The organism is Akkermansia massiliensis (assembly GCF_018847375.1).
GTDB classification, from domain to species: domain Bacteria; phylum Verrucomicrobiota; class Verrucomicrobiia; order Verrucomicrobiales; family Akkermansiaceae; genus Akkermansia; species Akkermansia massiliensis.
Genome location: NZ_CP072036.1, coordinates 1,414,286 through 1,432,024 on the forward strand (window position 1 = coordinate 1,414,286; position 17,739 = coordinate 1,432,024).

General features: G+C 56.1%; 11 protein-coding genes and 1 pseudogene. 2 read left to right on the top strand and 10 right to left on the bottom strand.

Going from position 1 to position 17,739, the window contains the following annotated elements:
* Positions 1–41 precede the first annotated feature (41 nt).
* The 9 genes and pseudogenes from J5W70_RS05905 to lepA form a co-directional block, all read right to left on the bottom strand.
* Complete coding sequence (locus J5W70_RS05905) at positions 42–977, bottom strand: DMT family transporter (protein WP_022397906.1); 936 nt, start codon at positions 975–977, stop codon at positions 42–44.
* Between the two features lie 60 nt (positions 978–1,037).
* A pseudogene (locus J5W70_RS12945) lies at positions 1,038–1,319 on the bottom strand (cupin domain-containing protein); the annotation flags it as partial.
* Between the two features lie 5 nt (positions 1,320–1,324).
* Positions 1,325–1,633, bottom strand: a complete 309-nt coding sequence (locus J5W70_RS12775; RefSeq protein WP_257228531.1) for a CysS/YqeB C-terminal domain-containing protein — start codon at positions 1,631–1,633, stop codon at positions 1,325–1,327.
* A gap of 4 nt (positions 1,634–1,637) precedes the next feature.
* Positions 1,638–2,741 carry a cysteine--tRNA ligase gene (gene cysS, locus J5W70_RS05910; protein WP_257228532.1) on the bottom strand — a complete coding sequence of 368 codons (1,104 nt, stop codon included), beginning with the start codon at positions 2,739–2,741 and terminating at the stop codon, positions 1,638–1,640.
* Positions 2,742–2,862: 121 nt separating this feature from the next.
* The gene (locus J5W70_RS05915; RefSeq protein WP_215442372.1) at positions 2,863–4,419 is read right to left on the bottom strand and encodes a beta-N-acetylhexosaminidase; all 1,557 of its coding nucleotides are present in this window, start codon (positions 4,417–4,419) and stop codon (positions 2,863–2,865) included.
* Between the two features lie 112 nt (positions 4,420–4,531).
* Positions 4,532–6,289, bottom strand: coding sequence for a sulfatase family protein (locus J5W70_RS05920; RefSeq protein ID WP_240452140.1), 1,758 nt, complete (start codon positions 6,287–6,289; stop codon positions 4,532–4,534).
* A gap of 219 nt (positions 6,290–6,508) precedes the next feature.
* Positions 6,509–7,492: a thioredoxin fold domain-containing protein gene (locus J5W70_RS05925; protein WP_215832974.1), complete on the bottom strand. Its 984-nt coding sequence runs from the start codon at positions 7,490–7,492 to the stop codon at positions 6,509–6,511.
* A 65-nt stretch (positions 7,493–7,557) separates the two neighbouring features.
* Positions 7,558–7,839: a hypothetical protein gene (locus J5W70_RS05930; RefSeq protein WP_161994152.1), complete on the bottom strand. Its 282-nt coding sequence runs from the start codon at positions 7,837–7,839 to the stop codon at positions 7,558–7,560.
* Positions 7,840–7,922: 83 nt separating this feature from the next.
* The gene (gene lepA / locus J5W70_RS05935; protein ID WP_012420077.1) at positions 7,923–9,722 is read right to left on the bottom strand and encodes a translation elongation factor 4; all 1,800 of its coding nucleotides are present in this window, start codon (positions 9,720–9,722) and stop codon (positions 7,923–7,925) included.
* Between the two features lie 247 nt (positions 9,723–9,969).
* Here lepA and J5W70_RS05940 point away from each other — a divergent pair, with 247 nt between their 5' ends.
* Both J5W70_RS05940 and J5W70_RS05945 read left to right on the top strand, forming a co-directional pair.
* Positions 9,970–10,173 carry a DUF5683 domain-containing protein gene (locus J5W70_RS05940; protein WP_022197112.1) on the top strand — a complete coding sequence of 68 codons (204 nt, stop codon included), beginning with the start codon at positions 9,970–9,972 and terminating at the stop codon, positions 10,171–10,173.
* A gap of 501 nt (positions 10,174–10,674) precedes the next feature.
* Positions 10,675–11,364 carry a PEP-CTERM sorting domain-containing protein gene (locus J5W70_RS05945; protein WP_022197113.1) on the top strand — a complete coding sequence of 230 codons (690 nt, stop codon included), beginning with the start codon at positions 10,675–10,677 and terminating at the stop codon, positions 11,362–11,364.
* Positions 11,365–11,888: 524 nt separating this feature from the next.
* On the opposite strand, the gene J5W70_RS05950 is transcribed toward J5W70_RS05945, so the two are convergent.
* Positions 11,889–17,456, bottom strand: a complete 5,568-nt coding sequence (locus J5W70_RS05950) for an autotransporter domain-containing protein (protein ID WP_215841946.1) — start codon at positions 17,454–17,456, stop codon at positions 11,889–11,891.
* Positions 17,457–17,739 lie beyond the last annotated feature (283 nt).

Here is a 17,739-nt window from a genome sequence, read left to right on the forward strand (position 1 = left end):
CTTCCTGGAAAAAACAGCATGATTCCGGAAAGCAGGGGGAATCAGCCTTTTTGCAGAACGGGCTTTTCTCCCTTTTCTCTGACGCTCTTCCGCGTTTTTTTCCTGTACTCGGAAATCGTGACGCCGCAGAGGGTCAGGAGAATCCCCGTCAGGGATATCCAGGTCAGGCGTTCCCCCAGGATGATGGCGGAGGCCACTACGGCCACGACCGGAACCATGTAAATGTACACGCTGGATTTGACGGCTCCCAGGATTTCCACCACGCGGTTCCAGGAGAGGAAGCACAGGGCGGAGGCAAACAGGCCCAGGTACAGCAGATTGAGGGCGTTGACGGGCTTCACCATCAGATGCCAGTCCATGTTCACCGGAAGGACGAACAGGGCCGGAATCATCAGCACGATGCCGTAAAAGAAGATGCGGCGCGTGCAGATGATCATGTTGGACGTGTTGACGCCGATTTTTTTCATCAGGATGGAATAGACCGCCCAGACGAAGGCCGCGCCCAGAGCCAGCACGTCCCCCGCCGGGTTCAGTTCCAGCACGAAGGCGCCGTTCGCCATGATGAGGAAGATGCCTGTGAAGGCGGCGGCGAACCCCAGGAAGAAGCGGCGGGAGAAGCCCTCCCCTTTCAGCAGGAAGTGGGCCAGAAGAGCCGTGAAGAAAGGCACCACGGCCACGATGATGCCCACATTGGAGGCGAATGTGTACGTCAGGGCGATGTTTTCCAGCAGGAAGTACAGGGTGACGCCGGTGAGGCCCGCTCCCGCGAACAGGAGTTCCTTTTTCCAGCCGGAGAGCGGAAGCAGGCGCGGCCTCAGGCACCAGAGGAAGGCGTACCCGATCACGAAGCGGGTGAAGAGCACCGTGACGGGGGTAAAGTCCCGGAGAAGCACCTTGGTGGACACGAAGGTGGTCCCCCAGATCAGGATGGTCATCAGGGCGGCGGCATGGCCCAGCGTGCGTTGGCGGGAGTTCATCGGGTTGTAGGTAGTTGGGGGGGAGCGGGCGGCTTCCAGCGTAAGGCCTACGATTTCCGCCGGTTCCGCGCTCCTGTTCCAGACGGCATGACGGACGCCGCCGGGCACGAGCAGGGATTCATGCTCACGGACCGTTTTTTCCTCTTCGTCAAGCAGGATGACGACCGTTCCGCGGGTGACGATGAATAAATGGGCGTGGGCGTGGCGGTGCGGGGAAAGAGGGCCGCCGCCTCCGGGTTCCATGTTGGCGAAGGCTCCGTCCTTCAGGGTTCCCTGCGCATCCGTGAACAGGCTCCTGGCCGTGAAGCCCGTGTGGTTGGGAATAGGGGAGAAAGCGTCCATGCCGTTCAGTTGCGCGCCAGGTCGTACCCGTCCTTGCGGTCCTTGATGGTCCAGCCCAGCGCCGTTACTTCCGCCCGCAGGCGGTCGGCTTCCGCCCAGTCCCGGTTCTGCCTGGCCTGCCAGCGCTGTTCCGCCAGGGTGCGCACGTCCTCCGGCGCTTCCGCCTGTTCCTCTTCCGGCAGAAGAATGCCGAAAGCGGCCAGAATGAAGTGGAAGGCGTTCCGCATGCGGCGCGCTTCCTCCGGAGTCAGGGAGGGAACATCCGCCTTCCTGATGGCGCTGAAGACGTGGCCCAGGGCTTCCGGAGTGTTCAAGTCATCATTCAGGCTGTCCCAGGCCGGCTGGAAGATGCCCGGTTCCGGGGGGGGCTGCGCAGAATTCCTCATAGGACGGAACGGAGTCCGTTCCGGAGGCGTTCCGGAGCTGCGCGTCGAATTTGGACAGGCGGTTCAGCGCGGCTTTGGCGTCCTCCAGGGAGGAAAGGGTGAAGTTCAGCGGGCGGCGGTAATAGCCCCCCGCCAGCACGTACCGGACGGCTGACGGCTTGTGGCCCAATTTGTCCAGGTCCGCCAGGGTGTACATGTTGCCCAGGGATTTGGACATCTTGCCGCCGTCCACCAGCAGGTGCGTGATATGGAACCACAGGCGCGCAAAACCGCCGCCGCAGGCGCAGCGGGACTGGGCAACCTCGTTTTCATGGTGCGGGAACACCAGATCCACGCCGCCGGAATGGAGATCGAAGTCATTGCCGAAGTATTTATGGATCATGGCGGAGCATTCCAGGTGCCAGCCGGGGCGGCCTTCTCCCCAGGGAGAGGGCCAGAAGTTGTCGCCGTCTTCCGGCCTGCGGCTCTTCCATAGCACGAAGTCTGCCACGGAATCCTTTTCATATTCGTCCGCGTTGGACCGGGTATTGGCGGTTTTTCCTAAATCCAGTTCACGTTCGTCCAGGTGGGAAAGCCTTCCGTATTCCGGGAAGGAAGAAATTCTGAAATACACGGAACCATCTTCCGAGACATAGGCATGCCCCTTTTCCACCAGTATTTGGACCATTCGTATCTGTTCGGGAATGTGGCCCACGGCGGAGGGTTCCGCATGGGGTGGCAGGCAATTAAGTGCGGCGCAGTCCCGGTGGAACAGGTCCGCCCAGCCAGCGGTGAATTCCGCCAGGGAAACGCCGGCCTTTTGAGAATCCCGGATAGTTTTGTCGTCCACATCCGTCAGATTGCGAATGTGCGTGGTGGGAACCCCCCCCAGCTCCAGGACGCGGCGGAAGACGTCCTGCATCACGAAAGTGCGGAAATTGCCGATGTGGGCCGGGCCGTACACCGTGGGGCCGCAACAGTAAAAGCGCAGTGTTTTTCCATCCATGGGGGAAATGGCCTGGGCCGTTCTGGTGCGGGTATCGTAAAGGTGTAACATGGCGGAACGATTAGAAGGGAAGAGGGCTTTCCGGTCAAGCGGGAAAAGAAAGCCGGGGATCCGCGGTTGTCCGCGTCCCCGGCTTTGAAGAAATCAGAGGATGGCGAGAGAAAAGGAAACGCTATTTGTCCGCGTTTTGCTGGCCCTTTTTATAATTCTCGTTAATACGTTCGATTTCCTCCTGGGTGATGAATTTTTCCCGGTAGGGTTTGTTTTCCACAGTGCGTTCCAGAGTATAGCCGAAACGCTTCTGGAAATGTTTCTTGTGGGTTTCCATTTTCTTTTCAAACTCTTCCAGGCTTGGACGGTTCTTGTGGCTGCCCCACGCGGTTTCGGAAACAGCCATGGCGCGGGGGTAGGTCATGTACATCAGCAATTCGCCGGAGGGAATCCATTCCGCCCACATGCAGAGGTTGATTCCCTTGATGTGCTTGACGTCATTCTTGTCCCGTCCGTTGCGGGGATCGAAGTTGTAGCAGTCTTTCAGCAGGATGGGAGCTCCGCCGGGCCGGGCACGCACGTCGTCCGCCGGGAATTTCATCTGGGTACGCGCCAGGTAGTACTTGAACTGGGGGGTGACGATGAGGTCGATGCCCTGTTCCTTCGTCTTATCAATGCAACGCGGGAATTCTCCCGGCAGCCAGGACATGACGGTTTCCCCCTTGTGGTAATAGCTCTTGTTGATGTCATACCAAAGGATGGGCTTTTTCCGGTGCTTGGAGAGCATGGCCGTCAGGCTTTTCGTGAAATCGCTCATCTGGACTTCCACATTATCCCCCTGGCCCTTTTTGGCTCGGGCGGCCTGGCAGTCCGGGCATTTCTTCCAGTCTCCCATGGGGCATTCGTCACCGCCGATGTGGATGTACGGGAAAGGGAATATCTGCTGGACGGTATTGAAGGTATCCTTAAGAAACTTTTTGGTGGCCGGTTTCTGCGGGCAAATCAGCTTGGAGGAAACGCCGCCGTGCGTCCATACCTGGGCCCGTTTGGTGTTGCAGCAGAATTCGGGATAGGACGCGGCCAGGGCCATATTGTGGCCCGGCATTTCCACTTCCGGCAGCACCTGGATACCGCGCGCTTTGCAGTAGGCTACCAGGTCCTGGAGTTCCTTTTTGGTATACATGCCTTCATTGGCCAGCAGGGAATTGTTCTGGTTTTCCGGAGCGGAAGGGCGGACGGCGCCGATGGTGCGGAGCTTGTCGTAGCCCGGCACGGGGAGACGCCAGCCCTGGTCTTCCGTCAGATGGAGATGCAGGACGTTGTATTTGTAATAATGCATGGCGTCCACAAAATTGTAGATCTCCTTCATGGGATAGTGGTAGCGGCCTACGTCTACCATCATGCCGCGCCAGCCGAAGTCGGGGGAATCCTGGATGCTGCCGCAGGGAAGGCCCTCAGGAGTATCCGAAAGCTGGTCCTGGAGCTGGAACAGGGTCGCCATGGCCATGGCCTTCCCGTTGGGCGTGGTATAACGGAGTTCCACGCCGCCGGGCGTCAGTTTCATGGCATACCCTTCATTGCCCAGTCCGGCGACTTTTTGCTCATGGATGATTTTGATGTTTTTGGTAGTTCCGGAAGTTGTCGTCACGTTGACGGGCTCCGGAATAATGTTGTAGGGATTGGTTCCGGCCCAGCAGAGGGAACCCAGGAACGCTGCGGCTAGCAAAATTGATTTCATGCGGCGCCGTATAGTAATGGTTGTTGTTTGTGTGAGGATTTAAACCCTGTCCCTCCGTCGTCAATGGCGTGTTCCGGACAACCTGTTTCGGGAGGAACGGTGAATGGCGGCGTCAATCTCTGGAGGGAGCGCAGTCCCACTGCGGCTTGACGGCCAGTTTGCCGGTGGCCCCGGGGAAGCCTTCCGGTACCTGGTAGTCTTTGCGGAGCTTGCCGTACAGGGTTTTGAGTTCTTTCACGGTTTCCGCATATTCCGGTTTGTTGATGACGTTGTGCATTTGGGCCGGGTCCTTCTGGTTGTCAAAGAGCATCCATTCGTCGCTGGTCCAGATATAGGACAGCGTGTAGCGGTCCGTGCGCAGGCCGTCATGGCGCGGAGCGTTGTGTTCACCCGGATTTTCGTAAAAAGCGTAGTAAAGAGAACGGTTTTTGAAATCCTGATGTTCTCCGGTCTTGAACAGGGGAGTGAGGCTGCGGCCCTGGAAGGTATTCATATTTTCCTTGGTATTTACCCCGGCCACGTCGCAGAAAGTGGGAGCATAATCCAGTTCCTGCACCATGGCGGAGGAGCGCACGCCCGGCCTGATGTGGCCAGGCCATCTCATGATGAGGGGCATGCGGAAGGATTCTTCAAAAATCCAGCGCTTGTCGTACAGGCCGTGTTCGCCCATGTAGAATCCCTGGTCTCCGCAGTAGAGCACCAGCGTATTCCTGTCCAGGCCGTTCTGTTTCAGATAGTCCATGATCTGGCCGATGCTTTCGTCCACGGAAAGAACGGTGCCCAGATAGTCTTCCATATAATGGCGCCAGCGGCGCAGCAAAATGTCGCGCTGCGTTTTGATTTTCCCGTTTTTAATATCTTTGACAAGCTGTACAGTACGGGCCTTGTGGTAGTTGTACCAGGCTTCCTTCTGCTGCGGGTCCATGCGCACCCATTCCGGCATTTCCCAGTCATACTGAGTATGCAGGGTCTTGGATTCCGGGCAGGAAAGCATTTTCTGGATGTCTTCCGGGACCACCTCCTTGATCAGGTGCTCGTCAGACCATACGTTGAAATGGTTGAGCAGGGTTTGTTCCGTCATTTTCAGGAATTCCGGGCGGTCTGCAAAATCGTCTTCCAGATTGGCGGGCGGGTCAATGGCGTCCGCATACTGTTTGGCGCGGCCCAGATTCTGAATGGAGGGGCACCAGCAACGGTGGGGTGCCTTGTGGCCCACGACGAGCATGAAGGGTTTGTCCTTGTCCCTCTGGTCCAGCCATTTGAGGCTTTTTTGCGTGACCAGTTCCGTGGCATAGCCGGGTTCCGTTTTCACCACGCGTTTGCCGTCCTTGCCGGGAGTGATGAAATCCGGATTGAAATAGTTGCCCTGGCCGGGGAAAATTTCCCAGTAATCGAATCCGGTGGGGTCGGATTCATATTTGGACGTATCTCCCTTGGCGCCCGGCGGGATGGCTTCCAGGTGCCACTTGCCGACAATGGCCGTCTGGTAACCGGCCTTTTGGAGCATTTTCGGGAAAGTGGGCTGGGAACCGTCAAAGGGAGCCGCATGTTCGTTGAAGAGGTACCCGTTCATATGGGAGTGGCGGCCAGTGTAGATACAAGCCCGCGAAGGTCCGCACAGGGAGTTGGCGCAGTAGCTCCGGTCAAAGACCATGCCTTCGTCCGCCAGTTTGCGGAAGTTTGGATAAGGCATGGGAGAATCCTTTTCACAGGTGCCCAGGGTCTGGTAGGAATGGTCGTCGGTGACAATGACCACGATGTTGGGGCGCTGGTCCGGCGTCTGCTTTTGAGGCTGGTCCGCGGAAGCGGACAGGGGACAGGCCGCAAGCATCAGGGCGGTGGCGGCATGACGGTTCATTGTTAAAATCATGAATTAAACAGGCAATGGTTGGAGAGGGGGAAGCGGCGGAATTTGTCCGCAAGGGCATTCCTGCCGGTACGGAAAAGACCACATCCCCGAAAGAAAAAATGCTGGAAGAGAGTTTTAGGAAAAATAAAACATCAGTTTCATATTTCAATACAAAAATGGGGATGGAGCGGAAGCCCATGAATAAACCGTTCCGCAGCCGGACGGCAGGGGAAAAGCCGTTCAGGTGCCACGTGGGCCGGAGCGCTTGTTCCGGCCGTTGTTTTCATGGGATTCTTTCTGTTCCAGGAGCCATGTTCTGTCTTCAAGGCTGAGCTTTTTCAGGGATGTTCTGCTCTGGTGTCCGTCCAGCTCCTGAAGCCAGAGGGTCTGGGTCTTTTCCGAATAACGGGAAAGTTTGGCGAAGACGGTATTTCCGTTGACTCCTGTCCAGACCCGGTAGCCTTTGGGAATCAGCGTTTTTTTAAACTCTTCATATTGCTGCTTCGCCAGTTTGACGCTGTTCTTGATCTGGTCAAAATAAAGGGCGTTTTGTCCGGTATAATAACCGCGCAACGTATCCACTTTGGAGCCGTCCGGAGACATGACCAGAAGCACGGGCGTTCCTCTCACGCCAAACAGGGAGGGAGCCTTTTTCACATACTCCAGCATCTTCTGGCGCTTCCTGTAAACAGGTTCGCTTTCAAATTTTTCCGCCTGGTCGTAACAGACGCGGACGACATTCCTTTTCGCCCAGTCTTCAAATTCCTTCGTATGGAGGAGTTCTGCCCCCAGCTTTTTGCTGGGAGGGCTGCCCACGGAATGGTGGAACCAGATGAGAATGGGTTTTCCGGTACTCTGGGCTTCCCGGAGGGCGGTGGGATAGCTTTGGATCCAGCGTTCGTTTTCCTTACGCTGGGCGAAAGCTTCTTCCAGCCCGGGGATGGGGGCGTCTGGGTCATGAGCGTCCGTGTAATAGACGGCCCCGCTGTCTGCCCTGGTCATTTCCTCCTGTGTGGTGGCGGTAAGATGGGTGGCCTGTTGCTGATTCGGAGTAGTGCTCAACAGCCCCGTCGGCACATTGGCGATGGAATTGGTCTTGTTATCCTGCATGTATTCCGAAAGGCTTTTTTTTACCTTCGGTTCTTCCTGTTCCGGAGAGGTTCCCACGCAGGAACAGAGAGCCGCGGACGCAAACAGGAGCATGGACAGCCTGGGCAGACTCATGACTGACCTGATAGCATAACAGGGAAAAATGCGCAACCGGGAATTGTTCAACGTCCGCGGCGGTTTCAGTATTTCCTGGCTTCCTGTTCCTTCTGCTTCCGGTCCCGTATGGCGATATCCAGGGGATGCATGTAGCGGTCGTTGATGTGGCTCACCCTGCCGGAGCGCAGCTTCTTTTCGTACCGTTTGCCCCGGTTTCCCCTGAACAGGAATTCGGACCCCGGAACGCGGCCCACGGTCCGGTAGATCAGCTCGTCGATTTCCTCCTCTTCCCGGTAGCCGGCCAGCCTGATGTAGCATTCCTCCTCCCGGGGATGGTTGGGGAAGTAGTGCAGGAGGTGTTTCATGGCCCATATTCAAACGGAAAAATGTATAAATCCGGGAAGGGAACGGAAGACCCCGTTTGGATGCCTTGAGGGAAGAAAATGGGTTAATCCCCCGTTTTCAGCACCTTGATGAACGCTTCCTGCGGAATGTTGATTTTTCCGATGGCCTTCATGCGCTTTTTGCCCTCCTTCTGCTTTTCCAGAAGTTTGCGCTTGCGGGTGACGTCCCCGCCGTAGCATTTGGCCGTCACGTCCTTGCGCATGGGGGAGATGCTTTCCCGGGCAATAATCTTTCCGCCAATGCAGGCCTGGATGGCGACGGTGAAGAGCTGGCGGGGAATGACGTTTTTCAGGCGTTCCGCCAGTTCCCTGCCGCGGGAGGCTGCCTTGTCCTGGTGAACGATCATGGAGAAGGCATCCACCGGTTCCCCGGCGATGAGCATGTCCATTTTAATGAGCTTGGCGGCCTGATAGCCGGCGTATTCATAATCCATGGAGCCGTAGCCTCGCGTCATGGATTTGAGCTTGTCGTTGAAATCCACCAGAATTTCCGCCAGAGGAACGGTGCAGGTGAGCATTACGCGCATATCGTCAATGGTCTCCGTATTGTCCACGCTGCCGCGTTTTTCCAGGACAAGCTGCATGATATCCCCGATGTATTCCCCAGGAAGCATAATGAACACCTTGACGATAGGTTCCCGGATTTCCTGAATTTCCTGCGGTTCCGGGAGCAGGCTGGGATTGTCCACATTGATTTCCTCTCCATTGGTCTTGGTGACCTCATAAATCACGGAGGGGTAGGTGGAGATGATATCCATGTTGAATTCCCGGCGCAGACGCTCCTGGATGATTTCCATATGGAGCAGGCCGAGGAAGCCGCAACGGAACCCGAAGCCCAGAGCTACGGAAGATTCCGCCTGGAAGGAGAAAGCGGCGTCATTAATCTGAAGCTTCGCCATGGCCGCTTTCAGGGCTTCAAAATCGGAGGAATCCACCGGATAAATGCCGGAAAAGACCATGGGGCGGATTTCCTTGAAACCGGGCAGGGGGGATGGGCAGGGGCGCATGTAATCCGTATACGTGTCCCCGATTTTGACATCCGCCGCGGATTTCATGTTGGCGATGATGTAGCCTACGTCGCCGGCTTCCAGGGAATCCGTTCGGGTCATTTTGGGGGTGAAGATACCCACTTCCTTCACTTCATACACTTCGTCCGTTGCGAAAAGTTTGACTTTCATGCCGCGGTGCACGCTGCCGGAAATGACGCGCACATAGGAGACTACGCCGCGGTAGGCGTCGTAAACGGAATCGAACACCAGGGCGCGCAGAAGGCCGTCCTGTTCCGTTTCAGGCGGAGGGATGCGCTGAACAACGGCTTCCAGAATATCATCAATGCCGATGCCCATCTTGGCGGAGGCATGGATGGCTTCCTCATGGGGGATGCAGACGATGTCCTCCAGCTGGCGGTATACTTTGGGCAGGTTGGCGCTGGGAAGGTCAATCTTATTGATGACGGGGATAATGGCCAGGTTCAGATCCATGGCCAGGTGCATGTTGGCAAGTGTCTGGGCTTCCACTCCCTGGGCCGCGTCCACAATAAGAAGGGCTCCCTCGCATGCCGCCAGGGAACGGGACACTTCATAGGAGAAATCCACATGGCCCGGCGTATCCAGAAGATTGAGCTTGTAAGTCTTTCCGTCCCCGGCCTTGTAGAAAATGGTAACGGGGTGGGACTTGATGGTGATGCCCTTTTCCCGCTCCAGATCCATGGCGTCCAGAAGCTGATCCTGCTTCTCCCGTTCGGAAATGGTATTCGTCTTTTCCAGCAGCCGGTCGGAAAGGGTGGTCTTTCCGTGGTCGATGTGAGCGATAATGGAGAAATTGCGAGTCAGTTCAATGGACATGGTGGTCTCTACCCTTCTAACATGAGTGCCCTGTGCGCGGGGAGGGTAACATAGCCCATGCGGCGGTCAAGACTTGAACATGACTGCCTCCCGTTCCCTGCCGCGTCGGCTTCATTCGCTCCGGGAAAACCGTCATTCATGACAGGGGCTGCGCCGGGAGATTGAACGTGAGGGAAGAAGGAAGGCTCTCAACTGGTACAGGCACGCGAACCTTTTCCCGTGCGGCCATTTCTTACCCAGCCAGCATATGAAATCTTTTTTAGCAGCCATTTTAAGCCTATTTATTCCCGGCCTCGGCCAGTTGTACAAGGGCCACTTTGTCCAGGCCATTCTCTGGTTCCTGGTGGTAGGTGCGGCTTACGGCCTCCTGTATTGGTTCATCTTTGCACTCGTTCCTATTGTCCTGCATATCATTTGTATTTTGCAGGCCTATTTCATGGACAATGAATGATGCCTGCCGTTTCGGCTTCACGGCCAGGATGGCCGAAAGAGCAGAGCATCCTGCGCACCGGCAGCGGCATTCATTCCCTGAGGTTGCGGAAGGAATGCGCCGTTCATAGCGGCGTCATTCTTCTTGATACCGGTATTTGCAATGTTAACGGGTTTGTTGGTGCCAGTGGAATCCGCGGATTCTTTTTTAACGGACTTCGATTTGTTTACAGGGGAAACGTCAGCACAACTGTTTTGAATTTGTTAATGACCCCGTCTGTCTTGAAAAATCGGATCGGATGGGAGACGTTGATTCTTCAACAAATAGGATTTTGAATCCGGTATCAATAAAAAAAATTGGTGGTAAGAAAATTATAGAAATCAATATTTTGTTCTTACCGATATTCTATCTATAATTTTTGATATATTATTTATTGTAATTTTTTAACAATAAATATTTTATCGATAAATTCGGATTCAAAATCCGCTATCTCCGTTTTATAGTTACTAACATTAGTAAACGATGAAAAAAATACTGGGAACCACAATTGTATTGCTGGGGGCTGCCGCTCTTTCCGCAACGGCCGCAACCGTCCAGATTGATCTGTCAGGGTATGATTCAGGAAGCGATGTTAATTCTTCCTTCCAAGCCTACCGTGGCGATCCTTCCGCCATGGCGAATCACTTGAATGAGTGGTTGGCGAATTCTTCCGGATGGTGCGGATCTAAAGCCAATACATCTTCTGAAACCTCAAGTTATTTTAAAAGCGCTGTTGGGAACGAAGACGGTTCTGTAACGGTGACCTATACCAATAGGCAGGGATATGGCGGTTCCGGCGTAGGCCTCAAAGTTTCCCTGGATGCTGCGGGGTATTCTGCTGATGCTTTTTCTTCTCTGACATTCACAGTGGATTTGGCTACCTCCACCGGCGGCACTTATCGGGTTTATCTGGCCTACCAGACGGAAAATGGCTGGCAGGCGGTAGAGTCGCAGGCGACGTCCGGCACGATTACTGTGACGGCAGATCTTTCCGGAAACAAACTGACTTCTGAAAACGTTTATGTATTCGTTGAGTCAAATCAGGGAAGGGGTAATGATTCTACATTCACGGCTTCCATGACGGGAGAATTGGCTTCAGTGCCGGAACCTGCCACGGCTTCCCTGGGACTGCTGGGACTGGTCGCACTGATGATGCGCCGTCGCCGGTCTTAAGGCATCCTGCCGGCAGACAAATTAATCATAGGACGGTCTCCGCATGGAGGCCGTCTTTTTTATTTTTACTGGAGGGGGATAACAGAATGCAATGTACCGGGAATCGAGTATTCCCGGCTATGGAAAGAAAAACTGCCCGGAAAATTATTTTTCGCCATGCTTCAGGTTTATTCTTCCAAATAGAGAGGCCGGGATGTTTTTGTTCTTCATCCGGATGTTATCTTTGTTTCTGGAAATTTTTTTACAGAGCAGGTTTCCTCTGGAAATGAATGAGAAATTGTTTCCTAATTGATCATCTGCCGGATACAATGGTTTCCGCAACAGAAATGTTGATATCTTGGCCGTTTGTTCTTGTAAAACGTCATTTGAATTAATCATCCTTTTTGGAAACAGGCCAAAGGAATAATCTTCCGATAAACAAAAACTCAGAGCCGTTCCGGAATTATTCCGGAACGGCTCTGGAGGGCCAGGAGGAAGGCTTTTCGGGGGTAGGAGGGGTGCCCTCTCCTTGGGTTTTCCTTCTTTTAGAAGTCGTAGCGGTAGCCGACGCTTCCGTTGACCGAGCTGGACCCGTCACGGATGTCCGCGTTCCCGTTCACGTAGATGGTTCCCTTCGTTCCCACCGGCACGCTTAACCCCGCTCCCAGCTGCAGCGCCGTCGTTCCCACTTTCGCCCCCCTCACGCTTTGCGCGAAGCCGGGGTTGCCCAGCAGGGAGACGTTCGTTTCCCCTCTCCGGTCTCCCAGGTCCTGCGCCGCGTTGACCCGGATTTCCGCCAGCGCTTCTCGTCCGAAGATGTTGCTGCCTACCAGGCCCATCCACCGGCCGCCCAGCGCCAGCGTCCCCGTCGTCCAGTCCTGTCTGCCGACGTTCAGGCCCGCGTTGCCCGCTCCCGTTTCCTCATAGCCGTCCATCCGCGTCGTCACCACCGAGGCGTTGAACAGCGGCTGCAGCACGCTGCTGCGGTTTTCGTTGAGGTATACGTCGTAGGTGAGTTCATACATCGCTCCAAAGCCCCACCCGCTGGTGCTTCCCTGCGTCCCGTAGCTTCCTTCCCCATAGTTGACCGTACGGTTGAGTTTCGCGTCGTTCCACCCTCCCGTCAGGATGAGCGTGTGCGCCCAGCGCCTGTCCTGGTAGCGGCCGAAGAGGCTGGCGTAGTAGCTGTCCAGGTGCCCGTCGGCGCTGTCCGCCGCGCCGGCCGTCAGGTCGCCGTAGCCGGCCGTGAAGGCCGCTCCCACCGTGAGGCGGTCGCTGAGGTCCGCGTCCACGCCTACCGTGCCTCCCCAGGTGGTGAGCTGGTAGCCGCTTTCATCCCCGCGGGTGTCGAGTTTGGCGTAGGAGCCCGTGCCTTCCATCCACATGTGGAAGCGGGGGAGGTCGTCGTTGACGTAGGCCGGGTTGACGCCCATGAGGGTGGTCCGGTTCCTGATCCAGCCCATCTGGTCGCGCAGGGCGTCCCTCTGTGCCGTCCCAAGCGCGTTGACCGTGCTCCCAGCCGCCGCCGCCATGGCGCGGGAGGCTCCGGAGAGGTTGCCGTCATTGATCATGGTGCTGACGCCGTTCATGAATTGGGCCAGCTGGGAGTCGGGGTCCAGGTTTTTGCGGGCTTCCCAGAGCAGGCCGGCTCCGGCGGCGGAGTTCCACGTGTCGGCCGCGGAGGCGAAGAGGTTTTCCTGCCGGAGTGTGGCATTGAGCAGGATGTCGTTTCCGTCGCGGCTCAGTGTGGCGTCCTGGTAGTAGACGGCGAAGAGGCCGGATATCCGGGCGGCGAGGCTCTGCCCGTCTTCCAGGCCGCTGATGCTGCCGGTAGCGCTCATCAGGACGACGTCATGGAGGTCGCTCCCCGCGTTCATGGCGGCGTTTCCTTTCATGTTGGAGAGGAGGAAGCCGGCTCCGTCCTGCACGGTGATGGTGCCCGCCGTCAGCATGGGGGCGCCAAAGGGGGCGTCCTGGTTGAAGTTGTAGATCAGTTCCGTCGTGGAGCCGTTCTGGAAGGTGATGTTTTTCACGTTGAGCGTGGTGTTGGCGCTGCCCTGGGCGTCCCCGGTGGCTTCAATACGCAGGGTGCCGTTGTTTCCGGCGGTGATGCTGTTGTAGTTCAGCGTGGGGGCGTCCGCGGTGCCTTTCAGGACCAGGACGCCTCCGTCACGGACGGCGAGGTCGTAGTCCTTATTGCCGGTTTGCAGGTATTGGGTGGCTTGCCCGGAGATGTCCAGGGTGCCGCTGCCTGCCAGCGTGCCGGAGAAGGTTCCGGAGGAGGTTGTCGCCGAGGAGATGGAGAGGCTGCCTCCGTTCATGGACAGGGCGCCGCTTCCGGAGAGGCCGCTGATGGCGCCGGATTCCGTTCCGGTGAGGGTCAGCGTGCCGTCGGCGGTGACTGAGGTTCCGTCCAGCCGGGCTTCTCCGCCCAGGGCCAGTTCCGCTCCTTCCCGGATGCGGAGGGAGCCGGTTCCGGTGATGGCTCCGTTGTTGATGCTGCTTGTTCCGGTCAGGTCAAGAGTTCCCTGAATGGCCAGGGTTCCTCCGGCTTCCGTGCCGGTGATGGTTTCGATTTCGGCGTTGCCGCTGATGGTCAGGCCTCCTCCTTCCAGCGTGAGGGTGTCCAGGGAGTTTTCCGTGCCGTTGAGGATGATGTTTCCTTCTCGCAGGGCGAGGGTTTCCACGTCCATCGTTCCTCCGACCGTCAGCGTCCCGGTTCCTTCCTTGATGAAGGTGACGTTGCTGCCGCCCGTGATGCTGCCGCCCATGACGGTGTCCTGGCCGGCCGGGTCGATGTCGTCTTCTCCCGTCGTCATTTGTTTGTTGTTGAGGATGACGACGGCCGTGCCGTCTCCGGTGTTGTTGACGGCCAGGCTGCTGCCCGTGGCTCCCATCAGGTTGTTGATTTTAGCTCCCTGTCCGTCGGCTTCGCCCGGGGCTCCGGCCAGGTTGACCGTCAGGGTCTGGCCGCCGCCGATGACGACGCCGGCGTAGCCGGAGAGCGTTTGATAGGAGTTGACTTCATGGGCGTTTCCTCCTTCCTCCTGCACGCGGTAGAGGCCGGTGGCCGCTCCGCTGAGCACCAGGCTGCCTCCGTCCGTTCCGGTGATCCGGATGCCGTAGTTGGACAGAAGGTCGGTAGTGAAGGCGATGTCGCCCAGGTTGCCGACGGTCAGCGTTCCGCTGGTCAGGGTCAGGTAGCTGGAGGAGTCGTCGGTTTTGTGATCCAACAGGAGGTTGACGACGGCGTCGTTGCTCAGGTCCAGCGTCAGCCCTTTCCCCTCGATGGACAGGTTCGGGTCGCTTCCCGTTCCGCTGCCGTTGCTGATGACGGCGACAGACGCCTGCGTGTCCTGGCCGATGTTTTCCGTTCCCAGGGCAATGGACAGACTGTCCAGACCGTTTTCCCCACCCACGGTGACGGTTCCGCTGACTCCGGTGAGGCGGGAGCCGGAGGCGATGTTCCACGTTCCTTTCATATGGCTGCCGCCGGCTCCGGAGAGGTTCAGGCTGCCTTCCGTGATGGTGATTCCTTCCGTGGTTCCGTCAAGGATGGTTTCCGCTCCTGCCGCGTCCGCCCCGAGTGTCAGGGTTCCCGCTCCCGTTTTGGTCAGGGACGGGCTGTCGGTCAGCGCCCAGATGGTGGCCGAGGATCCTTCCTGCGCGATATTGATTTCATCAAACCGGGTGAAGGTGACGTTTTGGAAGTCTCCGTCTCCAAAGGTTCCCTTGAGCTCCAGCGTCCTGTTTCCTTCTACCGCCGCTCCGGCGCTTCCGCCGATGGTGATGCCGCTTTGTTTCCCTTCCGCCCCGAAGACGCTTCCTCCCGTCAGGGAGACGAGGACGTCGCCTCCTGCCGTGCCTTTATTTCCTGCTCCATAAATGTTTCCCCGGTAGGTGCCTGTTCCGAGTTCTACCGTGATATTGCCTGCAGTGGTCATGGTGCTGCCTGTGTTTCCTGGCACTTTGGAGTAGGAGCCACCGTAGATGTTGCCGGTGAAGGTGGAGCCTCCGCTAATGGAGATGGAGGATTTTCCTCCAATCGTGTATTGGGCCTGGCCTGAATTTTCAAAGGAACCCCCAATGATGTCCCCCGTGAAGGTGATTCCTTCCCTGCCGATGATGGAAACGGAGGTGTCTCCGTTGATGTTGTTGACCGTTCCGGCGTTGTTTACATTGCCATAACTGCCGCCAATGATTGTTTTGACGAAGCTGTTGTGTTCCTCTGTTCCGGAAAGCGTGATTCCGTTCAGGTTGATTGTAGCCGACGTGCTGCCTTGAATCGTTGTTCCGGAAGTGGTATTGCTTGACCAGGAGCTTCCTCCGATGATGTATGAGTTGGAGAGTCCCCCATTCAGGTTCCGGGCCGTGTTGGAATATTGGACATTGGTTACCAGCACGCTCGTGTTGCCCGTGATGGTGGTGACGGCGTTGTGGGCGGAGGTGCTCCCGCCGATGATGGCTCCCGCCACGATGGCGTTATCCTTGACGGTAACGTTGGTGTTTCCCGTTAATGTTGTAGACGCTCCCTTGTTGTTCCCGCCGATGACGTGTTCCGCCGTGGCTTTTCCGGAAAGCTGCACATGGGTGTCCCCAGTCAGCGTGCTGGTCTGGAGGTTGGTGCTCCATTCATTGGTGACACCTCCGGAGATGATGCCGAATGCTCCTCCGCTGATGTCCATCCAGATGTCCCCCCGGTAGTTGAGGTTGCCGGACGGCAGCGTCTTCCCTCTGTTGTATACCCCGTTCAGGTTGATTTTGGTTCCGCCGGTGTTGGTGATTTGATAGACTTTGTCCCCGCTCGTCGTCAGCGTACCGTTCAGATAGCCCAGGCTGACGTTGTCCGCACTTCTCTCCCCAAGAGCCAGCGTAAAGGCATTCTTGACCGTTTCTTCCAATGCCCCTCCCGCTCCCGCAGATACCCACGTCACACGGGATATCGCCACGTCTTTTATCATCAGCACGCGGCCTTCTATACTATATTGCTCTCTCTCTAAGCCCAATACGGTAAAATTCGTATCAAGGTTGTTCCCTAAATCAAACGTGTATCCCTGCTCTCCCTCTACCAGGCTGTCAAGCGCGCCGCCGATGTCAATGGTGCCTGAAGTGAAAGTTACATTTTCCTTGGTAAAGGAGGAACCGGATTCCGTATAGGTTAGCTTGGCTCCGTCAATGGCTGCGTTTTTCAATATGCCGGTGCCGTTCATGTTCAGAACGGAATTTGCCCCCAGAGTGGCGGAGGTGAAATCCAGCGTTCCTCCCGCCATGGTGATTATTCCGGAATAGGCCAGGGAAGAATTGTTGATTTTCAAGGTGCCACCTTGGGCCGTAATATTCGCGTTGATGACGGTTCCCGTCAGGTTTTGCGTGCCTGTTCCGGCCATAATCAGATTTATTCCTCCCGTGGGAGTAGTGTTGCCGTTTTCTCCGGAATGCTGCGTGGTTGCCCCGATATTTCCCCCATACGCGTAATTTCCGTTGCCCGTCAGGGTAAGATTCGCTCTGGAGGAATTAGCCGACTGGACGCGCCCCTTATGTGTTCCGTTGAAGCCGTCGGCATCATTTAAACCGGCCAGAGAGGCGGCATTGGAAATTTGCAACGTCAGGGCGCTGGAACTTTGATTGATTGAGCCTGACAAATCTACCGTTGCGTTGGCGAGAGCCGTTCCCGTAATCTGGAGAATGGCGCCGCCGGGCTGCGTCCCCTTCTGGGAAAGGATAATGTTCCCGGAAAAACTGCTTTCCTGGGAACCAAGCACAAACTTGGAGGCATAGCCGGCATTGCCGTTAGCCGCTACCAGCATTAAATTTCCTTCTCCGGCAAATGCCCCGTTCAAATTGATGGTACAGGCGCCGTTCACATTCTGATTAATGGTAAACGAGGAGCCTGCTCCGATATAAAGTCCTGTGGAATAATTGTTGTTTCCTGAATTTACATCAAGGTTGACGGATTGGCTCCCAGTAACTGAATACTCATTGGCGGGCTCATTGTTATTAAAGGTGGAGTTCGCTCCCCATGCGGGGGATTCAGATGTTGGGACGGCCAGGGAAACACTGGTGTAACAAGCCAGAACAGCCGCCAGCAGGGTAATAGGCAGATGGAGACGCATTGCAAAAATATTAGATGTTAATTTTTTATGTATATAACGGATTGAAAATTCGATGTCAAGTTGAAAATACCAGTTCCCGGATTCTAATACTTTTACTGTAAGTGCATTATGATTTTTTAAATTTCTAAAATGGGATTTTCACCTTTTCATTTACCTCCCCCCTTGAAGCAAGGGGAGGCATACTATAAGACTTTCATTTTGAATATAAAATATCAAATTTTATATTGCATGGGCCAATATTGGAATCATCGCCGAATTTTCAATCCGCTTTTCCTCTTTTCGT

Coding starts and splice junctions, on each gene's coding strand:
- J5W70_RS05930 (WP_161994152.1), bottom strand. CDS start 7,839: ATGAAACACCTCCTGCACTACTTCCCCAACCATCCCCGGGAGGAGGAA.
- lepA (WP_012420077.1), bottom strand. CDS start 9,722: ATGTCCATTGAACTGACTCGCAATTTCTCCATTATCGCTCACATCGAC.
- J5W70_RS05915 (WP_215442372.1), bottom strand. CDS start 4,419: ATGAAATCAATTTTGCTAGCCGCAGCGTTCCTGGGTTCCCTCTGCTGG.
- J5W70_RS05905 (WP_022397906.1), bottom strand. CDS start 977: ATGAACTCCCGCCAACGCACGCTGGGCCATGCCGCCGCCCTGATGACC.
- J5W70_RS05925 (WP_215832974.1), bottom strand. CDS start 7,492: ATGAGTCTGCCCAGGCTGTCCATGCTCCTGTTTGCGTCCGCGGCTCTC.
- J5W70_RS05945 (WP_022197113.1), top strand. CDS start 10,675: ATGAAAAAAATACTGGGAACCACAATTGTATTGCTGGGGGCTGCCGCT.
- J5W70_RS05920 (WP_240452140.1), bottom strand. CDS start 6,289: ATGATTTTAACAATGAACCGTCATGCCGCCACCGCCCTGATGCTTGCG.
- J5W70_RS05940 (WP_022197112.1), top strand. CDS start 9,970: ATGAAATCTTTTTTAGCAGCCATTTTAAGCCTATTTATTCCCGGCCTC.
- cysS (WP_257228532.1), bottom strand. CDS start 2,741: ATGTTACACCTTTACGATACCCGCACCAGAACGGCCCAGGCCATTTCC.
- J5W70_RS05950 (WP_215841946.1), bottom strand. CDS start 17,456: ATGCGTCTCCATCTGCCTATTACCCTGCTGGCGGCTGTTCTGGCTTGT.